At 58.6% G+C, this 18,834-nt stretch carries 17 protein-coding genes; 5 read left to right on the forward strand and 12 right to left on the reverse strand.

Annotation, left to right across the window (positions count from 1 at the left end):
• Positions 1 to 51 precede the first annotated feature (51 nt).
• From atpB to mioC, 7 genes are all read right to left on the reverse strand, one after another.
• Positions 52 to 834: a F0F1 ATP synthase subunit A gene (gene atpB, locus AB5Y90_RS14500; RefSeq protein WP_005339335.1), complete on the reverse strand. Its 783-nt coding sequence runs from the start codon at positions 832 to 834 to the stop codon at positions 52 to 54.
• Positions 835 to 842: 8 nt separating this feature from the next.
• Positions 843 to 1,253, reverse strand: a complete 411-nt coding sequence (locus tag AB5Y90_RS14505) for an ATP synthase subunit I (protein ID WP_019445506.1) — start codon at positions 1,251 to 1,253, stop codon at positions 843 to 845.
• Between the two features lie 190 nt (positions 1,254 to 1,443).
• A complete protein-coding gene (locus AB5Y90_RS14510) occupies positions 1,444 to 2,352 on the reverse strand; it encodes a ParB/RepB/Spo0J family partition protein (protein ID WP_005342343.1) in 909 nt (302 codons plus the stop codon).
• On the reverse strand, positions 2,349 to 3,152 hold the full coding sequence (locus tag AB5Y90_RS14515; RefSeq protein WP_042013350.1) for a ParA family protein: 804 nt from the start codon (positions 3,150 to 3,152) through the stop codon (positions 2,349 to 2,351). The genes AB5Y90_RS14510 and AB5Y90_RS14515 overlap by 4 nt, the downstream gene beginning before the upstream one ends.
• A 26-nt stretch (positions 3,153 to 3,178) precedes the next feature.
• Positions 3,179 to 3,805, reverse strand: a complete 627-nt coding sequence (gene rsmG / locus AB5Y90_RS14520; protein ID WP_041202839.1) for a 16S rRNA (guanine(527)-N(7))-methyltransferase RsmG — start codon at positions 3,803 to 3,805, stop codon at positions 3,179 to 3,181.
• A gap of 21 nt (positions 3,806 to 3,826) precedes the next feature.
• Positions 3,827 to 5,716, reverse strand: a complete 1,890-nt coding sequence (gene mnmG, locus AB5Y90_RS14525; RefSeq protein ID WP_368167061.1) for a tRNA uridine-5-carboxymethylaminomethyl(34) synthesis enzyme MnmG — start codon at positions 5,714 to 5,716, stop codon at positions 3,827 to 3,829.
• Between the two features lie 508 nt (positions 5,717 to 6,224).
• On the reverse strand, positions 6,225 to 6,674 hold the full coding sequence (mioC, locus tag AB5Y90_RS14530; protein ID WP_368167062.1) for an FMN-binding protein MioC: 450 nt from the start codon (positions 6,672 to 6,674) through the stop codon (positions 6,225 to 6,227).
• A gap of 396 nt (positions 6,675 to 7,070) precedes the next feature.
• Here mioC and AB5Y90_RS14535 point away from each other — a divergent pair, with 396 nt between their 5' ends.
• The 5 genes from AB5Y90_RS14535 (at position 7,071) to fhuB (ending at position 14,607) form a co-directional block, all read left to right on the forward strand.
• Positions 7,071 to 9,173 carry a TonB-dependent siderophore receptor gene (locus AB5Y90_RS14535; RefSeq protein ID WP_368167064.1) on the forward strand — a complete coding sequence of 701 codons (2,103 nt, stop codon included), beginning with the start codon at positions 7,071 to 7,073 and terminating at the stop codon, positions 9,171 to 9,173.
• Between the two features lie 79 nt (positions 9,174 to 9,252).
• Positions 9,253 to 10,899 carry a multidrug ABC transporter permease/ATP-binding protein gene (locus AB5Y90_RS14540; protein ID WP_204480529.1) on the forward strand — a complete coding sequence of 549 codons (1,647 nt, stop codon included), beginning with the start codon at positions 9,253 to 9,255 and terminating at the stop codon, positions 10,897 to 10,899.
• 46 nt (positions 10,900 to 10,945) lie between these two features.
• A complete protein-coding gene (locus AB5Y90_RS14545) occupies positions 10,946 to 11,710 on the forward strand; it encodes an ATP-binding cassette domain-containing protein (RefSeq protein WP_307895872.1) in 765 nt (254 codons plus the stop codon).
• Positions 11,711 to 11,743: 33 nt separating this feature from the next.
• Complete coding sequence (locus tag AB5Y90_RS14550) at positions 11,744 to 12,628, forward strand: ABC transporter substrate-binding protein (protein ID WP_307896887.1); 885 nt, start codon at positions 11,744 to 11,746, stop codon at positions 12,626 to 12,628.
• Entirely contained in the window at positions 12,625 to 14,607 is a 1,983-nt protein-coding gene (gene fhuB / locus AB5Y90_RS14555) for a Fe(3+)-hydroxamate ABC transporter permease FhuB (RefSeq protein ID WP_307895873.1), read from the forward strand. The genes AB5Y90_RS14550 and fhuB overlap by 4 nt, the downstream gene beginning before the upstream one ends.
• A gap of 71 nt (positions 14,608 to 14,678) precedes the next feature.
• Here fhuB and mnmE read toward each other — a convergent pair whose 3' ends face one another.
• The 5 genes from mnmE to rpmH form a co-directional block, all read right to left on the reverse strand.
• A complete protein-coding gene (gene mnmE / locus AB5Y90_RS14560) occupies positions 14,679 to 16,040 on the reverse strand; it encodes a tRNA uridine-5-carboxymethylaminomethyl(34) synthesis GTPase MnmE (protein ID WP_019445516.1) in 1,362 nt (453 codons plus the stop codon).
• Positions 16,041 to 16,139: 99 nt separating this feature from the next.
• Positions 16,140 to 17,786, reverse strand: coding sequence for a membrane protein insertase YidC (yidC, locus tag AB5Y90_RS14565; protein WP_307895884.1), 1,647 nt, complete (start codon positions 17,784 to 17,786; stop codon positions 16,140 to 16,142).
• A 5-nt stretch (positions 17,787 to 17,791) separates the two neighbouring features.
• On the reverse strand, positions 17,792 to 18,040 hold the full coding sequence (gene yidD, locus AB5Y90_RS14570) for a membrane protein insertion efficiency factor YidD (protein WP_075116235.1): 249 nt from the start codon (positions 18,038 to 18,040) through the stop codon (positions 17,792 to 17,794).
• Positions 18,007 to 18,366, reverse strand: a complete 360-nt coding sequence (gene rnpA / locus AB5Y90_RS14575) for a ribonuclease P protein component (protein ID WP_005339313.1) — start codon at positions 18,364 to 18,366, stop codon at positions 18,007 to 18,009. Before rnpA ends, yidD begins: the two co-directional genes overlap by 34 nt.
• The gene (gene rpmH / locus AB5Y90_RS14580) at positions 18,366 to 18,500 is read right to left on the reverse strand and encodes a 50S ribosomal protein L34 (RefSeq protein ID WP_005307156.1); all 135 of its coding nucleotides are present in this window, start codon (positions 18,498 to 18,500) and stop codon (positions 18,366 to 18,368) included. The genes rnpA and rpmH overlap by 1 nt, the downstream gene beginning before the upstream one ends.
• Positions 18,501 to 18,834: the final 334 nt, after the last annotated feature.

The following is an 18,834-nucleotide window of genomic DNA, read 5'->3' on the forward strand; positions in this document are numbered from 1 at the left end:
TCCAGTTATTTAGATGTAATTGATTGTATAAAAAGGATTATTTGAGTTGCATCAACCATGGTCTTCCTGCGCCATCGACAGATAGACGATGGTCAGAACCATGAAAATGAATGCCTGCAAAGTGATGATCAGGATGTGGAAAATTGCCCAAGGCACGGACAGGATCCACTGTGACCACCAGGGTAACAAACCCGCAATCAGGATAAAGATCAGTTCGCCAGCATACATGTTGCCGAACAGTCGAAGACCCAGAGAAACAGGTTTGGAAATCAGCGTAACAGTTTCCAGGATGAGGTTAACCGGGATGGCCGCCGGGTGGTTGAAAGGCTGAAGCGTCAGCTCCTTCACAAACCCGCCGATACCCTTGACCTTGATGCTGTAATACAGGATCAAGAAGAACACGCCCAAAGCCATGGACATGGTGATGTTAACGTCAGCAGAGGGAACCACACGCAGATAGGGAATACCCATCAATTGTGCAGCGTGAGGGATAAAGTCAACGGGGATCAGATCCATGAAGTTCATCAGGAAGATCCACACAAACACCGTCAGCCCCAAAGGTGCGATGACCTTGTTGCGACCGTGAAAGATGTCTTTGACGTTACCATTCACAAACTCGACCAGCATCTCCACAAAGCACTGCAGCTTACCCGGCACCCCGCTGGTAGCGTTAACGGCTACTTTGCGGAACAGCAGGATAAACAGGGCGCCTAGCACGACGGAAAATACCATTGAGTCGATATTGACCGTCCAGAACCCGGACCCGACTTGAAGGTGGGTCAGGTGGTGGGAGATATATCCCTGAGGAGTCAGGACTTCTCCGGTTGCAGACATGAGTTTTCCTAATAGTGGTTGTTAAGCGTGAATGAAACCATCCACTGTACAACGAGGGCGAGGATATAAGTGGCGAAAAACGAGACGGTAACGACCTCGACTCCCGCACCAAACATCAGGGCGAATAGACCTGTTGTAGAAATGAGCTTAATCCCTGCCCCACCATAAAAGTCCCGCAAAACCAGGCCCACACTCTCGGTTGTCACCTTGCGGCGCAGCACCCAGACAGTAAACAAGGCTTGAGGAACCCAGTACATCCCCCCTCCGTAGAGGGCGGAATAACCGGCGCTGGCACCAGTCAGGTAAAACCAGACGGCACTCATCGCCAGGATCAGGATGAGCTGACAAACGAGCATAACCAAGGCCAGTGTCAAACCTTCCAAGGCTATTTTCTGCTTCACCAACCTACCCCTGAACATTACAGAACTGTAAAAAATCGGGATCCGAAGACCCCATGTTAACAGCTCTTAAAGCCGGTCAAATTATACCCTTGAGGGCAGCTATTGCAATATGACAAAAATCCTTAATTTTTGCGGCTTTCCGCGGCAAATCAGGGTTATGGTCATATCAAAAGGAATGGATGTTTTATTACTACAAAAAGCGTAAAAATCACGATTCCGACACGCCAAAATAGCCCAATATACGGTCCAAATCGGACAAATTCTCGTAACTTATTACTAACTTCCCGCTATCCCGCTTGCCAGGCTGAAGTTGCACCTGATTGCCAATTTTTTCTGCCAGTTGGCGCTCCAGGTAGCCGATCTGCGGATCACGGGCCGGTTCGACCCTGGCTTTTGCCGGTTCGAGCGCTTTTTGCACCAGCTTCTCGGTATCGCGCACGGTCAGCCCTTTCTGGGCAACCAGCTTGGCCAGTTCGGACTGGGCCTGGCCGCTCAGAGCCAGCAGGGCACGGGCATGGCCCATGTCGAGGTCGCCATGCTCGACGAAACGCTTCACATCATCGTTGAGCTGGTTGAGACGCAACAGGTTGGTCACCGTGGTGCGGGACTTGCCCACCGCCTCGGCCACCTGCTGGTGGGTGAGTTCAAATTCGGTCAGCAGTCTTTGTAGAGCGACCGCCTCTTCGATGGCATTAAGGTCTTCCCGCTGAATATTCTCAATCAGCGCGATGGCGACGGCAGCCTCGTCGGGTACATCCTTGACGATGCAGGGCACCACCTCGAGCCGCGCCAGCTGGGACGCGCGCCAGCGCCGCTCACCGGCAATGATTTCGAAGGATTGTTCGCCGAGAGGGCGTACCACGATGGGCTGGATCACCCCCTGGGCGCGGATGGAGTTGGCAAGCTCTTCCAGTGCATCCTGGGACATGTCCTTGCGGGGTTGGTACTTGCCGGACTGCAACCACTCCACCGGCAGCTTGCGCAGCTCGCCCTGATTGGTGGGGGCCATGGCCTCTTCAGTACGTTGATCGCTCATCACCTGTTTCTGGCGGGCAGCCGTGCTGGTACTGAGCAGGGCATCCAGCCCCTTGCCCAGTCCACGTTTTTTCGGAGTCATATGCTCTCTCGGTCTGCGATGGTCGCCTGACGTTCCTGCTCCTGGCGGCGCAGGATCTCGCCAGCCAGTGCCAGGTAGGCCTTGGCGCCCACCGATGATTTGTCATAGTGCATGGCCGGGGCACCGAAACTCGGGGCCTCAGCCAATCTAACGTTGCGGGGAATGATGGTTCGGTAGACTTTGTCGCCGAAGTGCTGTTTTAGCTGATCGGACACATCATTGGCCAGCCGGTTGCGGTGATCGAACATGGTGCGCAGCACCCCTTCGATCTTGAGCTCCGGATTGACCACGGCGGCCAGCTTGCTGATGGTGTCGACCAGGGCGGTAAGCCCCTCCAGCGCGTAATATTCGCACTGCATGGGCACCAGCACGGAGTCGGCGGCAGCCATGGCGTTCACGGTCAGCATGTTGAGAGAAGGCGGGCAGTCGATGAAGACGTAGTCGTATTTGTCCCGCACCGAGGCCAGCGCATTGCGCAGGCGGATTTCGCGGGCGAAAAACTCCATCAGACGGATTTCGGCCGCGGTCACGTCGGCGTTGGCGGCGATCAGGTGATAGCCCCCGGAAGTTTCAGGGATGATCACTTCGCTGATGGGGGCATCCTCGATCAGCAGCTCATAGGCGGTGCGCTCGACGTCATACTTGTCGACACCGCTGCCCATGGTGGCATTGCCCTGCGGATCCAGATCGATCACCAGCACCTTGCGCCGAGTGGCAGCCAGGGAGGCGGCCAGATTCACACAGGTGGTGGTTTTACCCACTCCACCCTTCTGGTTGGCTATGGCGATGACTTTTCCCACACGATCCCCTAAATGAAACTGCGACCCTATTCGGGCTGGATATGTTTGAATTCCAGCAGATGACGTTCGCCTTCCAGCTCCGGCACCCGCAACTCATGACAGGCTACCAGACGGATATTGGCAGGCAACTGGGCCAGCTCCTGCTCGGGATATTGTCCCTTGAGTGCCAGGAAGCAACCCTGTTCTGACGGCAGGTGGTGACACCAGCTCAGCATGTCCTCCAGCGAGGCAAATGCCCGACTCAGTACACCATCAAATCCCACCTCGGGTTGATACTCTTCAACCCGGGATTTGACCGGCGTCACATTGGTCAGACCCAGCTCCTGGATCACCTGACGGATGAAGTTGATCCGCTTGCCCAGACTGTCGAGCAGGACGAACTGCTTGTCCGGATTGATGATCGCCAGCGGCAATCCCGGCAGGCCGGGACCGGTCCCCACGTCGATGAAGCGCTCACCGTGCAAGTGGGGGCTTACCACCAGGCTATCGAGGATATGCTTGACCAGCATGGCGTCCGGATCTCGCACCGAGGTGAGATTGTAAGCCTTGTTCCACTTGTGCAGCAACTCGACCAACTGCACCAGTTGGCTCTTTTGGGTATCGGTGATAACAATTCCGGCCTGCATGAGCAGGCCGTTCAATCTTTCCAGCATATTTTCCAACGGTAAGAATCCTCAGGCGGTTTTACGCAGCAGGCCGTGTTTTTTCAGGTGAACCAGCAGGATGGAGATGGCCGCCGGGGTGATGCCGGAGATGCGGGAAGCCTGACCAATGGTCTGCGGTTTGGCATCGTTCAGCTTGGCTTTCACCTCGTTGGAGAGGCCGTTCACCTCGCGATAGTCCAGATCCAGCGGAAGCAGGGTGTTCTCGTTGCGCAGCTGCTTTTCCACTTCATCGTGTTGACGCTCGATGTAACCGGCATACTTAATCTGGATCTCAACCTGTTCGGCCGCGGCAGGATCAGTCACGGAAGGGCCAACCCCTTCGATGGCCATCAGCGCATCATAGGTCACCTCGGGGCGACGCAGCAGCTCTTCCAGACTCTGTTCGCGGGTCAGCGGGGTGTTGACCAGGGCGTTGACCGCTTCCAGTGACGGATGTTGCGGGTGGATCCAGGTTGAACGCATACGCTGACGCTCCAGCTCGACCTGTTCCATCTTGGCGTTGAATTTGCTCCAGCGCTCGTCATCCACCAGACCCAGCTCGCGACCGATGGCGGTCAGGCGGATATCGGCGTTGTCTTCACGCAGCAGCAGGCGATATTCGGCGCGGCTGGTGAACATGCGGTAAGGCTCGCGGGTCCCCAAGGTGGAGAGATCGTCCATCATCACCCCCATATAGGCCTGATCCCGACGCGGGTTCCAGGGATCCTTGTCCTGGGCACGCAGTGCCGCGTTCAGACCCGCCATCAAGCCTTGTGCCGCCGCCTCTTCGTAACCGGTCGTCCCGTTGATCTGGCCGGCGAAGAATAGGTTTGGAATGCACTTGCTCTCCATGTTGGCCTTGAGATCCCGCGGATCGAAGAAATCATATTCGATGGCATAGCCGGGGCGGGTGATGTGGGCGTTCTCGAAGCCGCGCACGGAACGGACGATCTGCACCTGCACGTCAAACGGCAGGCTGGTGGAGATCCCGTTCGGATAGAGTTCGTGGGTGGTCAGGCCTTCCGGCTCAACGAAGATCTGGTGCGCCGTCTTGTCGGCGAAACGGGTGATCTTGTCTTCGATCGACGGGCAGTAGCGCGGGCCGATCCCCTCGATCACCCCAGCGTACATGGGGCTGCGATCCAGGTTATTGCGGATCACCTCGTGGGTACGCTCGTTGGTGTGGGTGACGTAGCAAGGCACCTGACGGGGATGCTGAGTGGCATTGCCGATAAACGAGAAGACCGGACGCGGATCGTCGCCGTGCTGTTCCTGCATTACGGAGAAATCGACGCTGCGGGCATCGATGCGCGGCGGGGTGCCCGTCTTGAGACGATCGATGCGCAGCGGCAGTTCACGCAGGCGCTGGGCCAATGCGATCGAGGGAGGATCCCCGGCACGGCCGCCCTTGTAGTTTTCCATCCCGATGTGGATCAAACCATTCAGGAAGGTACCGACCGTCAGCACCACAGTCTTGCCGCTGATGCGGATCCCGCTCTGGGTGACCACACCAGCAACACGATCCCCGTCCATGATCAGATCGTCACAGGCCTGCTGGAAGATCTTCAGGTTCGGGTAGTTCTCCAGCATCTGGCGAACGACGGCCTTGTAGAGCAGGCGATCCGCCTGGGCACGAGTGGCTCGCACCGCCGGGCCCTTGGAGGAGTTGAGGGTGCGGAACTGGATCCCGCCAAGATCGATGGCACGCGCCATGATCCCGCCGAGTGCGTCAACTTCCTTGACCAGGTGTCCCTTGCCGATCCCGCCGATCGCCGGATTACAGGACATGTGTCCCAGCGTATCGATATTGTGGGTCAGCAACAGGGTGTTCATGCCCATGCGGGCTGCCGCTGTTGCTGCTTCGGTTCCGGCATGACCGCCACCGACGACGATCACATCAAATTGTTCATGGTATTGCATTGGGATCACCTTGATCTGCACGCCTGAAGATCTTTATTTGCCTGGGCTAAAGGGCGGAACATTCTATCTGTTTCGCGTCCTGAGGGGAACGTCTACTTAACGTTCAGTATGAAGGGAGGATCCACTAATTAGATCTTAAGGATCTTTAGATCGATCTTTTACTGGATCTCTTATTAGGATCCGCCCTTTCTGTTGATAAGCACTTTTTGATCATAAAGATCATTAATTTAAGGACGATCCTAGCTTGTGGAAAAGCTTGGATCCTGGCCCGGTGAACGAGGGGATAACCAGGACTTTTATACACAGAGGTCTGTCGGTCTGGATCTAATACATGGATAACTATAGGTTTTGCAGAGCTTTACACCGTAGTTATGCACATTACCCCTGGGCGTTGTGGGTAACCTTGTAGAACAACTCCCCCGGATCAATCTGTTAATAACATGGTGGATAGTCGATCTGGGGATAAGTGGGGAGATCAAGCTTTTTTTCAGGATCTCCCGCACGCTGATCAGGCGATCATCGTCATCCAGTCGCGGATCCACACTTCTGCGGCATCTTCGGGGATCTCGTGTTGGGTCACATCAATGTCGAGCCGCTCGCCGATCCGGCTGGCACCGCACTCGGCCAGCAGCCGCTCCAGCGTCTTGCCGCCCTGGCAAAAGGTGTCATAACTGCTGTCGCCAAGGGCGATCACGCCATATTTCAATGAATTAAGATCCGGATGCTGCTCGGCAAGATCCTTGGCGAAGGGTTGCAGGTTGTCGGGTACATCACCGGCACCATGGGTGGAAGTGACCACCAGCAGGATGGATCCCGCATCATCCAGCACCTCTGCCAGCTTGGCCGGGTTGTGGATCCGGGTCTGGTGGCCAGCCTGTTCCAGCAGGTTGGCGACGTGGTCTGCGACATATTCGGCGGCGCCCAGCATGGAGCCGACGACGAGATTGAGTTTGGCCATGGAATGGATCCTGATTTCAGACAAAGAAACGGAAAGCCGGATTCTACCGCCAAAGGGTGTGGATAAATATGGATAAAGCTTGGGGATAATGGATCCAGTCAGATAATGCCACCGGATTCATCCTGCCGATCTTTTTTCTGCTTCTTTATATTCCTCTCCATTTTCTTCTCCGCTCATGGCTCTCCTGATGGCTCCCATCTCCCGCGAAATCCTGCCAACGATGCAGCTAGATAACAATGTAGATGCAAATGATTAGCAATTATTGAATCGATTCGATCACAGCTCCTGTAGTAGGATTGCGCTGCTTTATTCGCCCATGGAACAGGGTGATGTCGTGACAAACGACCACAAATAACAATTAAAACAACATAACTCATTGATAAACGAGAATTTAATATGATTGCGCAAAAATACACTACAGGACCCGGCAAGAAGGGCGCCTTCGGCGTGCTTTCGCTCTCCGGTTTGCTCGTCTCCCTGCCGCTGATGGCCGAACAAACCACCGCTGAGCTGCCCAAAGCCAGCGAAACCATGGTGGTGACCGGTACGGCCATGAAGGTGGAAGTGCCGATGGCAGAGACCCCTCGCGCCGTCTCCGTGGTTAATCGCGAGGAGCTGGATCAGCACGCCGTGTTGCAGCTTGATGAAGCGATTCGCTACCGTTCCGGTGTATTGACCGGCCTCTATGGCTCCGACAACAACACCGACTGGTTCAAGGTACGTGGCTTCGATGCTGCTTCCTATCTCGATGGAAGCATCCTGTTTGGCTCTGGTTACTATCTTTGGACGCCGGAACCGTTCGGCCTGGAGAGTCTGGAAGTGCTGAAGGGGCCCGCTTCAATGCTTTATGGCGTAGCGCCTCCGGGCGGGGTGATCAATGCCATTAGCAAGCGACCAACCGCCACACCGCAAGGGCTGGTGGATCTGCAACTGGGCAGCCGGGATCATCGTCAGGTCGGGGTGGATGTCTCTGACTCGCTCTCCGACAGCAGCCGTTTCCGGATGGTTGCTCTTTATAAAGAGCGTGATGGGGTGCTCACCGGCACCTACAACGATCGGGTTTATCTGGCGCCTAGCGTTACCTTCGATCTTTCGGATCGTACCAGCCTGACCCTGCTGGCCAGTTTTCTGCACGACGAAGGGGTCCCGACCAACGGCTTCTTCCCGGTCTATGGCACCCTGAATACGTCAGGTGGCCAGATTGATCCCTCCACCAACCTGAGCCAGCCGGATTACGATCGCAACCGCAATACCCAGATCTCCACCGGTTATGAGCTGGCCCACCAGCTCAACCAGACCTGGGAGTTCAAGCAGAACGTCCGTTTCAACTATAACGATCTGCTGCTGCGCCAGACCTATATCTTCCCGACCTATGAAGGCACAACCGCCAGTCGTGGCCTGGTTTACCGTGATGGCAATACCAAGAGTGCCACCATGGATAACCAGATGGTGGGTTACTGGAACACTGACAGCACCGAACAGACCTTGCTGCTGGGGGTGGATCTGCAGCGTCACGTCAATGAAGGGGTCGAGGCCGACAACTACGGTATGGGCTCCATCAATACCATGAACCCGGATTACAGCGGCTTCCCTGGATTTGATGAGTCAACGGCCACTTACCAGAAAACAACTATGGCTCAAGAGGGGATCTATGCCCAGCATCAGATCCGTTGGGACGATCGCTGGTTGCTGACAGGAGGTGGTCGCTTTGACTATGTCGAGACCCATAACATCAGCAAAACATATGATAGAGATGAAAAGCAGTACGATCATGCGCTATCCCTTTCCGGCAGCTTGATGTATCTGGCCGACAACGGCATCTCGCCATATCTTGCTTATTCTGAGTCGTTCTTGATGTTGCCCGGGATCGATCCGAATACCAAAACTTCATATAAATCCCGTGAGGGAAAATTGTATGAAGCAGGCGTCAAATATGCGCCTGCCTTCCTCGACGGTTACATCAATCTGGCGCTGTTCGATCTGGAGCAAAGTAACGCTCTGGTTTCCAGTGGCTCAGGCCAGCAGACCCAAGCTGGCGAGATGACCTCTCAGGGGATTGAGCTGGAAGGGAGCGTGCAGGTGACAGATGCGCTGCGTCTGACCGCTGCTTATACCTACACAGATGCCAAAACCAACGACACCGGCAGTGGCGATCGCCGTGCCAGCCTGATCCCTCGCCACCAGGCCTCCTTCTGGGGCAACTACAAGGTGCAGCAAGGGGTGGCTTCGGGTCTGGAGCTGGGTACCGGTGTACGTTATATCGGTTCCAGCGTGGGTATTGGCGCCGTGAATGCGGACTTCACCCCCATCTACGGCTCTGCCGAGGTGCCGGCCCATACCGTCTGGGATGCGATGATCGGGTATGACTTTGCCAAGAACTGGCGTGCCCAGCTCAACGTCAACAACCTGCTGGGTGAAACCTACGTGGCCAGTTGTGACTACTACTGCTACTACGGCGAGCCGCGCAGCGTAGTGGGCAGCATCAACTACCGCTGGTAATCGAAGTCGGGCGGGAACCGGGTTCCCGCCCTTCTTTTCACCCGCAGTTGTTCTGATATATCTGGAATACCGGTCCGTTATGGAACTCTTGTCTCTGGTTTATCGCCAATATCGTTGGCCTTTTATCGCCATTACCCTGCTCAGTCTGCTCAGTGCCGTCAGCGGGATTGGCGTCATTGCTTTTATCAATCAGTCTCTTATCGAATCTATAGGTGATCCGCTGCCGATCCTCGGTCAGCTGGTCGGCCTGATTGTGTTGCTGCTGGTGATCACGCTCGGATCTCAGCTGGCCCTGACCACTCTCGGTCACCATTTTGTCTACCGGTTGCGTGGCCGTCTGCTCAAGCAACTGTTGGATACCGATGTCGCCCGCATCCGCCAGATTGGTCAGGGGCCACTGCTGGCCTCCCTCTCCAGCGATATCGGCCAGATCACCATCGCCTTCGTGCGCCTGCCTGAGCTGGTGCAGGGGCTGGTGCTCACGCTGGGTTCTGCCCTTTACCTTGGCTGGCTCTCTCCTGCATTGCTCGGGGTGACTGCGCTCTGGGTCACCGTCACCATGGTGGTGGGCTGGTTGCTGGTGAACCGTGTTTATCGCCATCTCTCCCACATGCGTCAGGCCGAAGATCGGCTCTATCAGAACTATCAGGCCATCATCGCGGGCAGCAAGGAGCTGGCGCTCAACCGCGAGCGGGCTCACTTCGTTTACCACCAGCTCTATGAGCAAAATGCCCGTGACTACCGCCAGCAGATCATCCGCGCCGACACCTATCACCTGAGCGCGGTGAACTGGTCGAATATCATGATGCTGGGGGCGATCGGTCTGGTCTTCTTTCTGGCCAACGGCCTTGGTTGGGCCAACACCAATGTGGCCGCCACCTTTGCGCTGACCCTGCTGTTCCTGCGTACCCCGCTGTTGCAGGGGATTGGCGCCCTGCCGACCCTGCTTGCCGCTCAGGTGGCGTTCGACAAGATCGCCGCCCTCAATCTGGCCGAGCCGGATGCGGACTTCCCGCTGCCGCCCGCCATCCGCCCCTGGCAGCGTATCGAGTTGGAGCAGGTGAGCTTTCACTATCAGGGGGAGGGCGGCTTTGCCGTTGGCCCCATCGATCTGGTCATCGAAAAGGGGGAGCAGATCTTCATCATCGGCGGCAATGGCTCCGGCAAGTCGACCCTGGCCATGCTGCTGACCGGCCTTTACCAGCCGGTATCGGGCCGGATCCTGCTGGATGGTGAGCCGATCACCAATCGCAATGGCTATCTGGCGCTCTTCTCCGCCATCTTTACCGACTATCACCTGTTCCAGCACCTGCTGGGGCCGGAACCCAAGGATGAGCTGGTGGCCGAGTGGCTGGAGCGGTTGCAGATGGGCAGCAAGCTCACCATCGAGGATGGCTTTATCGCCGATATCGAACTCTCTCAGGGGCAGCGCAAGCGGGTCGCCCTGCTGCTGGCGCTGGCCGAGCAGCGCGAGGTGATGCTGTTTGACGAGTGGGCTGCGGATCAGGATCCCCAGTTCCGTCGCATCTTCTATCAGGTGCTGCTGCCGCGCCTCAAGGAGATGGGCAAGACGGTGATTGCCATCAGTCACGATGATCACTACTTCCCGCTGGCCGATCGCCTGCTGGAGATGCGTCAGGGTCAGCTCACCGAACTGACCGGCGCGCGCCGCGCCGAAGTGAGCCGTGATGCGATCGCTCACCTGGATTGCGAGGTGCTGGCTTGATGCTGGCACCGATGAGACTGGCGGCAAGCCAGCACAGGAATTGCTTATGTTCGAGATGAAATCAGCCAGCTTCACGGTCAATGACCGCACGCTGCTGCACCCCACCGACCTGCGTTTCGAGCAGGGACAGGTCTATGGCCTCATCGGCCACAATGGGTCGGGCAAATCGACCCTGCTCAAGCTGCTGGCACGCCAGCAACCCCTCAGCGACGGCGAGATCCTGTTCGATGGCAAGCCGCTGCCCGACTGGGGCAATCGGGAGTTTGCCCGTCAGGTGGCCTATCTGCCCCAGCATCTGCCGAGCGCCGAGAATCTGCTCGGGCGGGAGCTGGTGGAGATGGGCCGCTACCCCTGGCGCGGCCTGCTGGGCCGGATGGGGGCGGAGGATCACCGTCAGGTCGATCGGGCCATCGCCCTTACCCATACCGAACGCTTTGCCGATCGGCTGGTGGATACCCTCTCCGGCGGCGAGCGGGGGCGGGTCTGGCTGGCGATGCTGCTGGCCCAGGAGAGCCGCTTCATCCTGCTGGACGAGCCGCTGGCCGCGCTGGACGTGGCCCATCAGGTGGAGGTGCTGACCCTGGTCAGGCAGCTCAGCCGTCAGCTAAACCTCGGCGTCATCATCGTCATTCACGACATCAATATGGCCTCCCGCTTCTGTGATCGGCTGGTGGCGCTCCACTCCGGCCGCCTGCTTACCCACGGTGAACCTGAGGGGCTCATGACCAGCGAGACCCTGAACGCCATCTATGGCATCCCGATGGAGGTCATTCGCCACCCGGCCCATGCTCATCCCATCGCCATCGTCTGACCGGGGGCATCCTTGAACCTTTTATTGAAGAAGATGGCTCCCTGCCTTATCAGCCTGTTGTTACCACTTGTTGCGCAGGCCGACACATCCTCGATCGCTGCTGCGCCGCTACCCCGTATCGCCACCGTCGACTGGACCATAGCCGAAACCCTGCTGGCGCTCGGGGTGACGCCGCTGGCCGTTGGGGATGCAGGCCCCTATCAGGCATGGGTCGGCGAGCCACGGCTACCTGCCGGAGTGGTGGATATCGGCCTGCGCACCCAGCCCAACCGCGAGCTGCTGGCGGAGCTCAAACCCGATCGAATCCTCATCTCGCCGCTGGCGGCCCCGCTGGCGCCAACTCTTTCCCGCATCGCGCCGGTGAGCACCATCGCCCTCTATGATGGGCAAACCGATCTGTGGCAGAGACTACACGAGGTGACCCTGACCCTCGCCCGTATGGTGGGTAAAACCGCCGAGGGCGAACGGCTGCTGGCCGGGCTGGATCTGGAGCTCGCCAGTATGCAGGCCAGATTGCCTGCGGATCTGCCGCCCCTGCTGGTGGTGCAGTTTATCGATGAGCGCCATGTGCGGGTGTTTGGTCGCCACAGCCTGTTCGATGCGGTGATGACGCGGCTCGGCCTGCGCAATGGCTGGCAGGAGCAGACCAATGACTGGGGGTTCTCGGTGGTCAGCATCGAGCAGTTTATGACCTTGCCAACCGCGCGGCTGGTGGTGGTCGATCCCATCCCGGTAGGGGTGAGCGAACGGCTGCAGGAGCCTGGGCTGTGGCAGCATCTGCCGCTGGTACGGCAGGCGCCCGTGCTGCATCTGCCTGCGGTCTGGAGTTTTGGCGGCGTACTTGCAGCCCGCCGTTTCGCCGGTCTGCTCAGCGATGCATTGCTGCAAGATGCCGAGCGTATGGAGGCGAGCCGATGAAGCGACTGCTCACATCACCGCTGCTGCGGCCGGTCTCGATCCTGCTGGGGTTGACCCTCTTGCTCGCGTATTGGGAGCTGGCTCGCCAGCTGCCCGGTGCGCTCTGGTGGCAGAGCCTGTTCACCCCCAATCTGGATGATGTCAGCCAAGCGGTGGTGCATTTCAGCTGGCTGCCCCGCTTGGCGGTCACCCTGCTGGCTGGGGCGGCGCTCGGGCTGGCGGGCACCCTGATGCAGCAGGTGCTGCGCAACCCGCTCGCGTCACCGACCACCTTGGGGGTGGCCTCCGGTGCCCAACTGGCGTTGATGATGGTGACCCTGTTTGCCCCCTCCTGGTTGCTGCTGGGGCGGGAGTGGATCGCCATGGCCGGTGGCAGCCTCGCGATGGCACTGGTGTTTGCCCTGGCCTGGCGTCGCCAGCTCAATCCGGTGGTCATCGTCTTTGCCGGGCTGGTGATCAACCTCTATCTGGCGGCCATCAGCATGGGGCTCTTGCTGTTCTTTCAGGAGGAGCTGAAAGGCTTGCTGGTGTGGGGTAGTGGCTCGCTAGTGCAGAACAGCTGGAGCGGGGTGAGTTACCTGTTGCCCCGCCTGCTGGCAGCCGCTGCGCTGGCCGTTGTGCTGGTACGCCCGCTGGCTGTGCTGGAGTTGGATGATGCCAGCGCCCGCAGTCTGGGGGTCTCCCTCCAACACTTGCGACTGGCGGGGCTTGGCTTGGCGGTATTTGTCACTGCTTGCGTGGTGAGCGTGGTGGGGCTGATCGGCTTTATCGGGTTGGCCGCACCGGCCATGGTGCGGCTGCTCGGGATCCGCCAGCTTGGCCAGCGGCTGCTGTGGGCACCGATCCTCGGCGCCCTGCTGTTGGCGGCCACCGATTTGCTGCTGCAGAGCCTGAGCCGCTTCTGGCCAGTCTTGATCCCCACCGGCGCCATGACTGCCCTGCTGGGCGCACCGTTGCTGCTATGGCTGATCCCGCGCCTTGGCATCAAGTCGGGTACGCCGAAGGCAAACGCCAGCCTGCTGGTGGCTCGCCATCCGGCTCCGGCTCACCTTATTGGCCTGTTGTTGGTCGGGCTGATGCTGGCCGTGGTCGCCTCCCTGCTGGTTGGACAGGGGATGACGGGCTGGAACTGGCCGAGCTGGCTGCGCTGGCAGGCCCAGCTGGAGTGGCGACTGCCGCGCACTCTGGCGGCGGGGGCGGCTGGCGTACTGCTGGCGCTGGCGGGTACCCTGTTGCAGCGGGTCAGCAACAACCCGATGGCGAGCCCGGAGCTGCTGGGGGTGAGCGGTGGCACCTTTATGGGGGTGATAGCGACGGCGCTGCTGCTGCCCGCGTTGCCTTTGCCGCTGATGCTGGTCGGTGGCCTGCTCGGGGCCTTCGCTTGTCTCTTGCTGCTGGTGCTGGTCAATCGCAAGCACGGCTTCCAGCCGGAGCGGATCCTGCTTTCAGGTATCGCCATCACAGCGTTGTTTGAGCCGCTGCAGGCCATCGCGCTGGCCAACGGCGACATGCGGGTGCAGCAACTGCTCTCCTGGATGTCCGGCTCCACCTACTACGTCACCCTGCCGGTGGCCTATGGGCTGGTGGGGCTGGCGCTGTTGATGCTGGCCGCCTGCCTGCTGGTGAGCCGCTGGCTCGATCTGCTACCGATGGGGGCGGCGGTAGCCACTGCACTCGGTATTCGCCTCAACCGTGCCCAGCTCGCCATCCTGCTGCTGGTGGCCGTGCTCACTGCCAGCGCTACCCTGGTGGTGGGGCCGCTCTCCTTCGTCGGCCTGTTGGCGCCACATATGGCCAAGCTGATGGGGTTGGTGCGGGCACGCTGGCACCTGCTTGGGGCCGCCGCTTCCGGCGCCCTGTTGATGGTCTCGGCGGACTGGGTCGGCCAGCAGATCCTCTTCCCGCAGGAAGTGCCGGTTGGGCTGGTATCCACCTTGTTAGGGGGCGCTTACTTCATGTGGTGCCTGCGTCGCCTCTAGGTTTGCGGACAAAAAACGCACAACAAAAAGCCCGGGATGAACCCGGGCTTTTTATTGTTTGCCGAACCGGCTTACTTGCCGATGCAGAAGCTGGAGAAGATACGACCCAGCAGATCGTCGGAGCTGAATTCACCGGTGATCTCGGAGAGGGACTCCTGCGCCAGGCGCAACTCTTCGGCCACCAGTTCGCCAGCTACGAACACTTCCAGCTGCTCCTTGGCCACCAGCAGCCGCTCGGCGGCACGCTCCAGCGCATCCAGATGGCGGCGGCGAGCCATAAAGCCCCCTTCGGTGTTGCCCTGGAAACCCATGCAGGCTTTCAGGTGCTCACGCAGGGCTGGCAGCCCCAGCTCGGTCTTGGCGGAGATGCGGTAGACGGCGTGGCCCTGCTCCTGACTCGGTGCCAGATCCTCGCCGGTCAGGTCGGCCTTGTTGCGAATAACGGTGAGGCCGATGTTTTTTGGCAACCGATCAACAAATTCCGGCCAGATCTCCCGCGGGTCGACCGCATCTGTGGTGGTGCCATCCACCATAAACAGCACCCGATCGGCCTGTTCGATCTCGGCCCAGGCGCGTTCGATACCGATCTGCTCCACCTTGTCCTGAGTGTCGCGCAGACCGGCGGTGTCGATGATGTGCAGCGGCATGCCATCGAGATGGATGTGTTCGCGCAGCACGTCGCGGGTGGTGCCGGCAATCTCGGTGACGATGGCTGACTCGCGGCCCGCGAGGGCATTGAGCAGGCTTGATTTGCCGGCGTTGGGACGACCGGCGATCACCACCTTCATCCCTTCCCGCAGCAGAGCGCCCTGTTTGGCTTCCCCGCGTACGTCGTCCAGCTCGGACATGATGGCGTAGAGGTCGCCCGCCACCTTGCCGTCGGAGAGGAAGTCGATCTCCTCGTCCGGGAAGTCGATGGCCGCTTCCACATAGATGCGCAGCCGGATCAGGCTCTCCACCAGTTGCTGGATTTTGCTGGAGAACTGCCCCTGCAGGGAGTGCATGGCACTGCGAGCGGCCTGTTCGCTGGAGGCTTCAATAAGGTCAGCGATGGCTTCGGCCTGGGCCAGATCCAGCTTGTCGTTGATGAAGGCGCGCTCGCTAAACTCGCCGGGGCGGGCAGGGCGGATGCCATCGATTTTCAGAATGCGGCGGATCAGCATGTCCATGATGACGGGACCGCCGTGGCCCTGCAGCTCCAGCACATCCTCGCCGGTGAAGCTGTTGGGGGCTTTGAACAGCAGGGCGATGCCCTGATCCAGTACCTGGCCTTGCTCATCCTTGAACGGCAGATATTCGGCGTAGCGCACCCGCGGGAGCTTGCCGAGCACTATCCCGGCGACCTGTTCGGCGGCGGGGCCGGAGACCCGGACTATGCCGACGCCACCACGGCCTGGCGCGGTGGCCTGGGCCACGATCGTATCTGTTGTCATCTTGCTTGGCTCGTTTGTTCGCTGATAGGAAAACGTAGTGGGAGACATTGTAATAAAAAAGGCGGCCCGAAGGCCGCCTCTTTTGTCATCACGGGAAGATTAGCTGCGTGAATGCAGTCCTTTCTTCTCCAGCTGACGATAGATGATGGTCTGCTGGATGATGGAGATGACGTTGCTCACCAGCCAGTAGAGAGTCAGACCAGCCGGGAACCAGAGGAACATGAAAGTGAAGATGATCGGCATGAACTGCATCACTTTCTGCTGCATCGGGTCGGTTACGGTGGTCGGGCTCATCTTCTGCAGATACCACATGGAGGCACCCATGAGGATTGGCAGCACGAAGAAGGGGTCCTTCACTGACAGGTCAGTGATCCACAGGGCAAACGGCGCGTGACGCAGTTCGACGGACTCCATCAGTGCCCAGTAAAGGGCGATGAAGATCGGCATCTGAACCAGGATCGGCAGGCAGCCACCCAGCGGGTTGACCTTCTCCTTCTTGTACAGCTCCATCATGCCCTGAGACATCTTCTGGCGGTCATCGCCGAAGCGCTCACGCAGGGCCGCAATCTTGGGTTGCAGCATGCGCATCTTGGCCATGGAGGTGTACTGGGCCTTGGTCAGCGGGAACATGATGCCGCGCACCAGCAGGGTCAGCATGATGATGGCCAGACCCCAGTTCTGGACGAAACCGTGGAACACGGTCAGCAGCCAGTGCAGCGGTTGGGCGATGAACCACAGCCAGCCGTAGTCGACGGTCAGGTCAAGGTGGTTAGCCACCTTGGCCATCTGGTCTTGCAGCTTGGGACCGACCCACAGCTTGCTGGTTACTTCAGCCTGTTGGCCGGCGGCCACGTCAACCAGCGGCGCCTTGTAACCGATGATGGCCTGGCCTTTGCCCGGGATCACACGGCTGTAGAAGCTGTTGGTATCGTCGGCATTCGGTGCCCAGGCAGAGACGAAGTAGTGTTGCAGCATGGCGACCCAACCACCCTTGGTGGTCTTGTTCAGGTCGGCATCCTTCATCTCGTCGAAGGTGTACTTCTTGTAGCGGGTATCTTCAGTGGAGAAGGCACCACCACGGTAAGCGCTGGCTACCATGGCATGACCTTCCTGATCCTTCGGTGTGGCTACGGTCTGCTTCAGCTGACCATAGAACTGCACCTGAACCGGCTCGGCAGATTTGTTGTCGATCTGGTAATCAACGCCAACGGCATAGTCGCCACGCTTGAGGATGAACTCCTTGGTGAAGACCACGCCCTTGCTGTCGGTCCAGGTCATCGGAACGACGACTTGATCCTGACCATCGGCCAGCTGATAGCTGGTCTGGGCGGCTTCATAGGTAGGACGACCTTCGGCCTGACTGTCCGGACCGTTGCGACCCACCAGACCGCTCTGGGCGATATAGAGGTGCTCAGGCTTGCTGGTCAGCAGCACGAACGGTTGGTCCTTGCCCTCTTCCAGTTTGTGAGACAGCAGTTCGGCAGACACGATGTCGCCACCCTGGGTGTCCAGGGTCAGCTTGAGCACGTCAGAGGAGACGGTGATCAGCTTGCGTGCGGCAGTCGCGTTGGCTTGCTCGGAAACCTGAGGAATATCACCGGTCTGACCGGCTTCAGGTACGAAATGTTCGGTTTGGGCCACGGTAGTCGGGGCCGGCTTCGGAGCCTTGTCGGACTCCCACTGTTGCCAGAGCAGAAAGCTCACGAACAGCAAACCGATCAGGAGTAGATTGCGTTGTGATTCCATAGTCTTCAGTTTCTTCGCTTTGGTTGCGGAACCGGGTCATAACCACCCTCGGATAAGGGATGGCATTTTAATAGACGTTTGCTAGCTAACCAAACGCCTTTTATGAAACCGTGAAGTCGGATGGCTTCTATCGCAAATTGGGAACAAGTTGGAGTAAAACGGCAGCGCGGCCCGAGCAGAGGGCTAATGATTAGCTGATACAGGCGTATCAGTTTGATAGCTACCCATTGCAACGGCGTGACAGGGTGCGCCATAGCTTTTCCAGTAACTTGAACAGTTCCTCGTTATCCATCTCTTTCACACCGGCTTTGGCGATCACCACGATGTCGATAGCGGGCAGCTGATGTTGTTTGAGGCGGAAACTTTCCCGGACCACCCGTTTGACACGGTTACGCCAGACGGCACGCTTGAGTGCTTTTTTGGGCACAGCGAGACCAAGACGAGAGTGTTCGAGTGAATTGGGGCAGGCGAGAAGCGTAATTTGCGGGGAAGCAGCCCGGACAGGCTCGGCGAAAACGCGTTTGAAGTGTTCGGGAGTTAACAGACGTAACTCCCGAGAGAAGGTGTGCTGGGTAGGCATTAAACTACCAGACGGGCACGACCCTTGGCACGACGAGCGGCCAGAACTTTACGACCGTTGGCAGTTGCCATGCGGGCGCGGAAACCGTGAGAGCGCTTGCGCTTCAGGTTGGACGGTTGAAAAGTACGTTTCATGATTCGATTCCGTATTTCTGTACAGTTTTGATTGTCACACTTAGCCGACGCGCCAGCTATAGCGTGTGACGACTAGCAAAAGAGGCCGAATTCTAAACAGAGTTCGGCTTTTAGTCAATCCGCCGTTCCCTCTCATCCTGCCGTGGTCTTGAAAAGGCCGCTGCCGAGCGTGAGGATCCAGAGGATCAAGGGCTCCGGATTATACTGGCAACCCGGGGTTAAACAAGGGATCCCTCAATAAAAAGGCTATGTCCCAATTACGTGTTGCATGGGGCGCCCCAGCGCCTCATGCAAACATGCTTTGATATTTACGCCTTTTCCGTAACGCTCCAAC

The sequence above is a fragment of the Aeromonas sp. R4-1 genome (assembly GCF_040908325.1).
GTDB lineage: Bacteria > Pseudomonadota > Gammaproteobacteria > Enterobacterales > Aeromonadaceae > Aeromonas > Aeromonas veronii.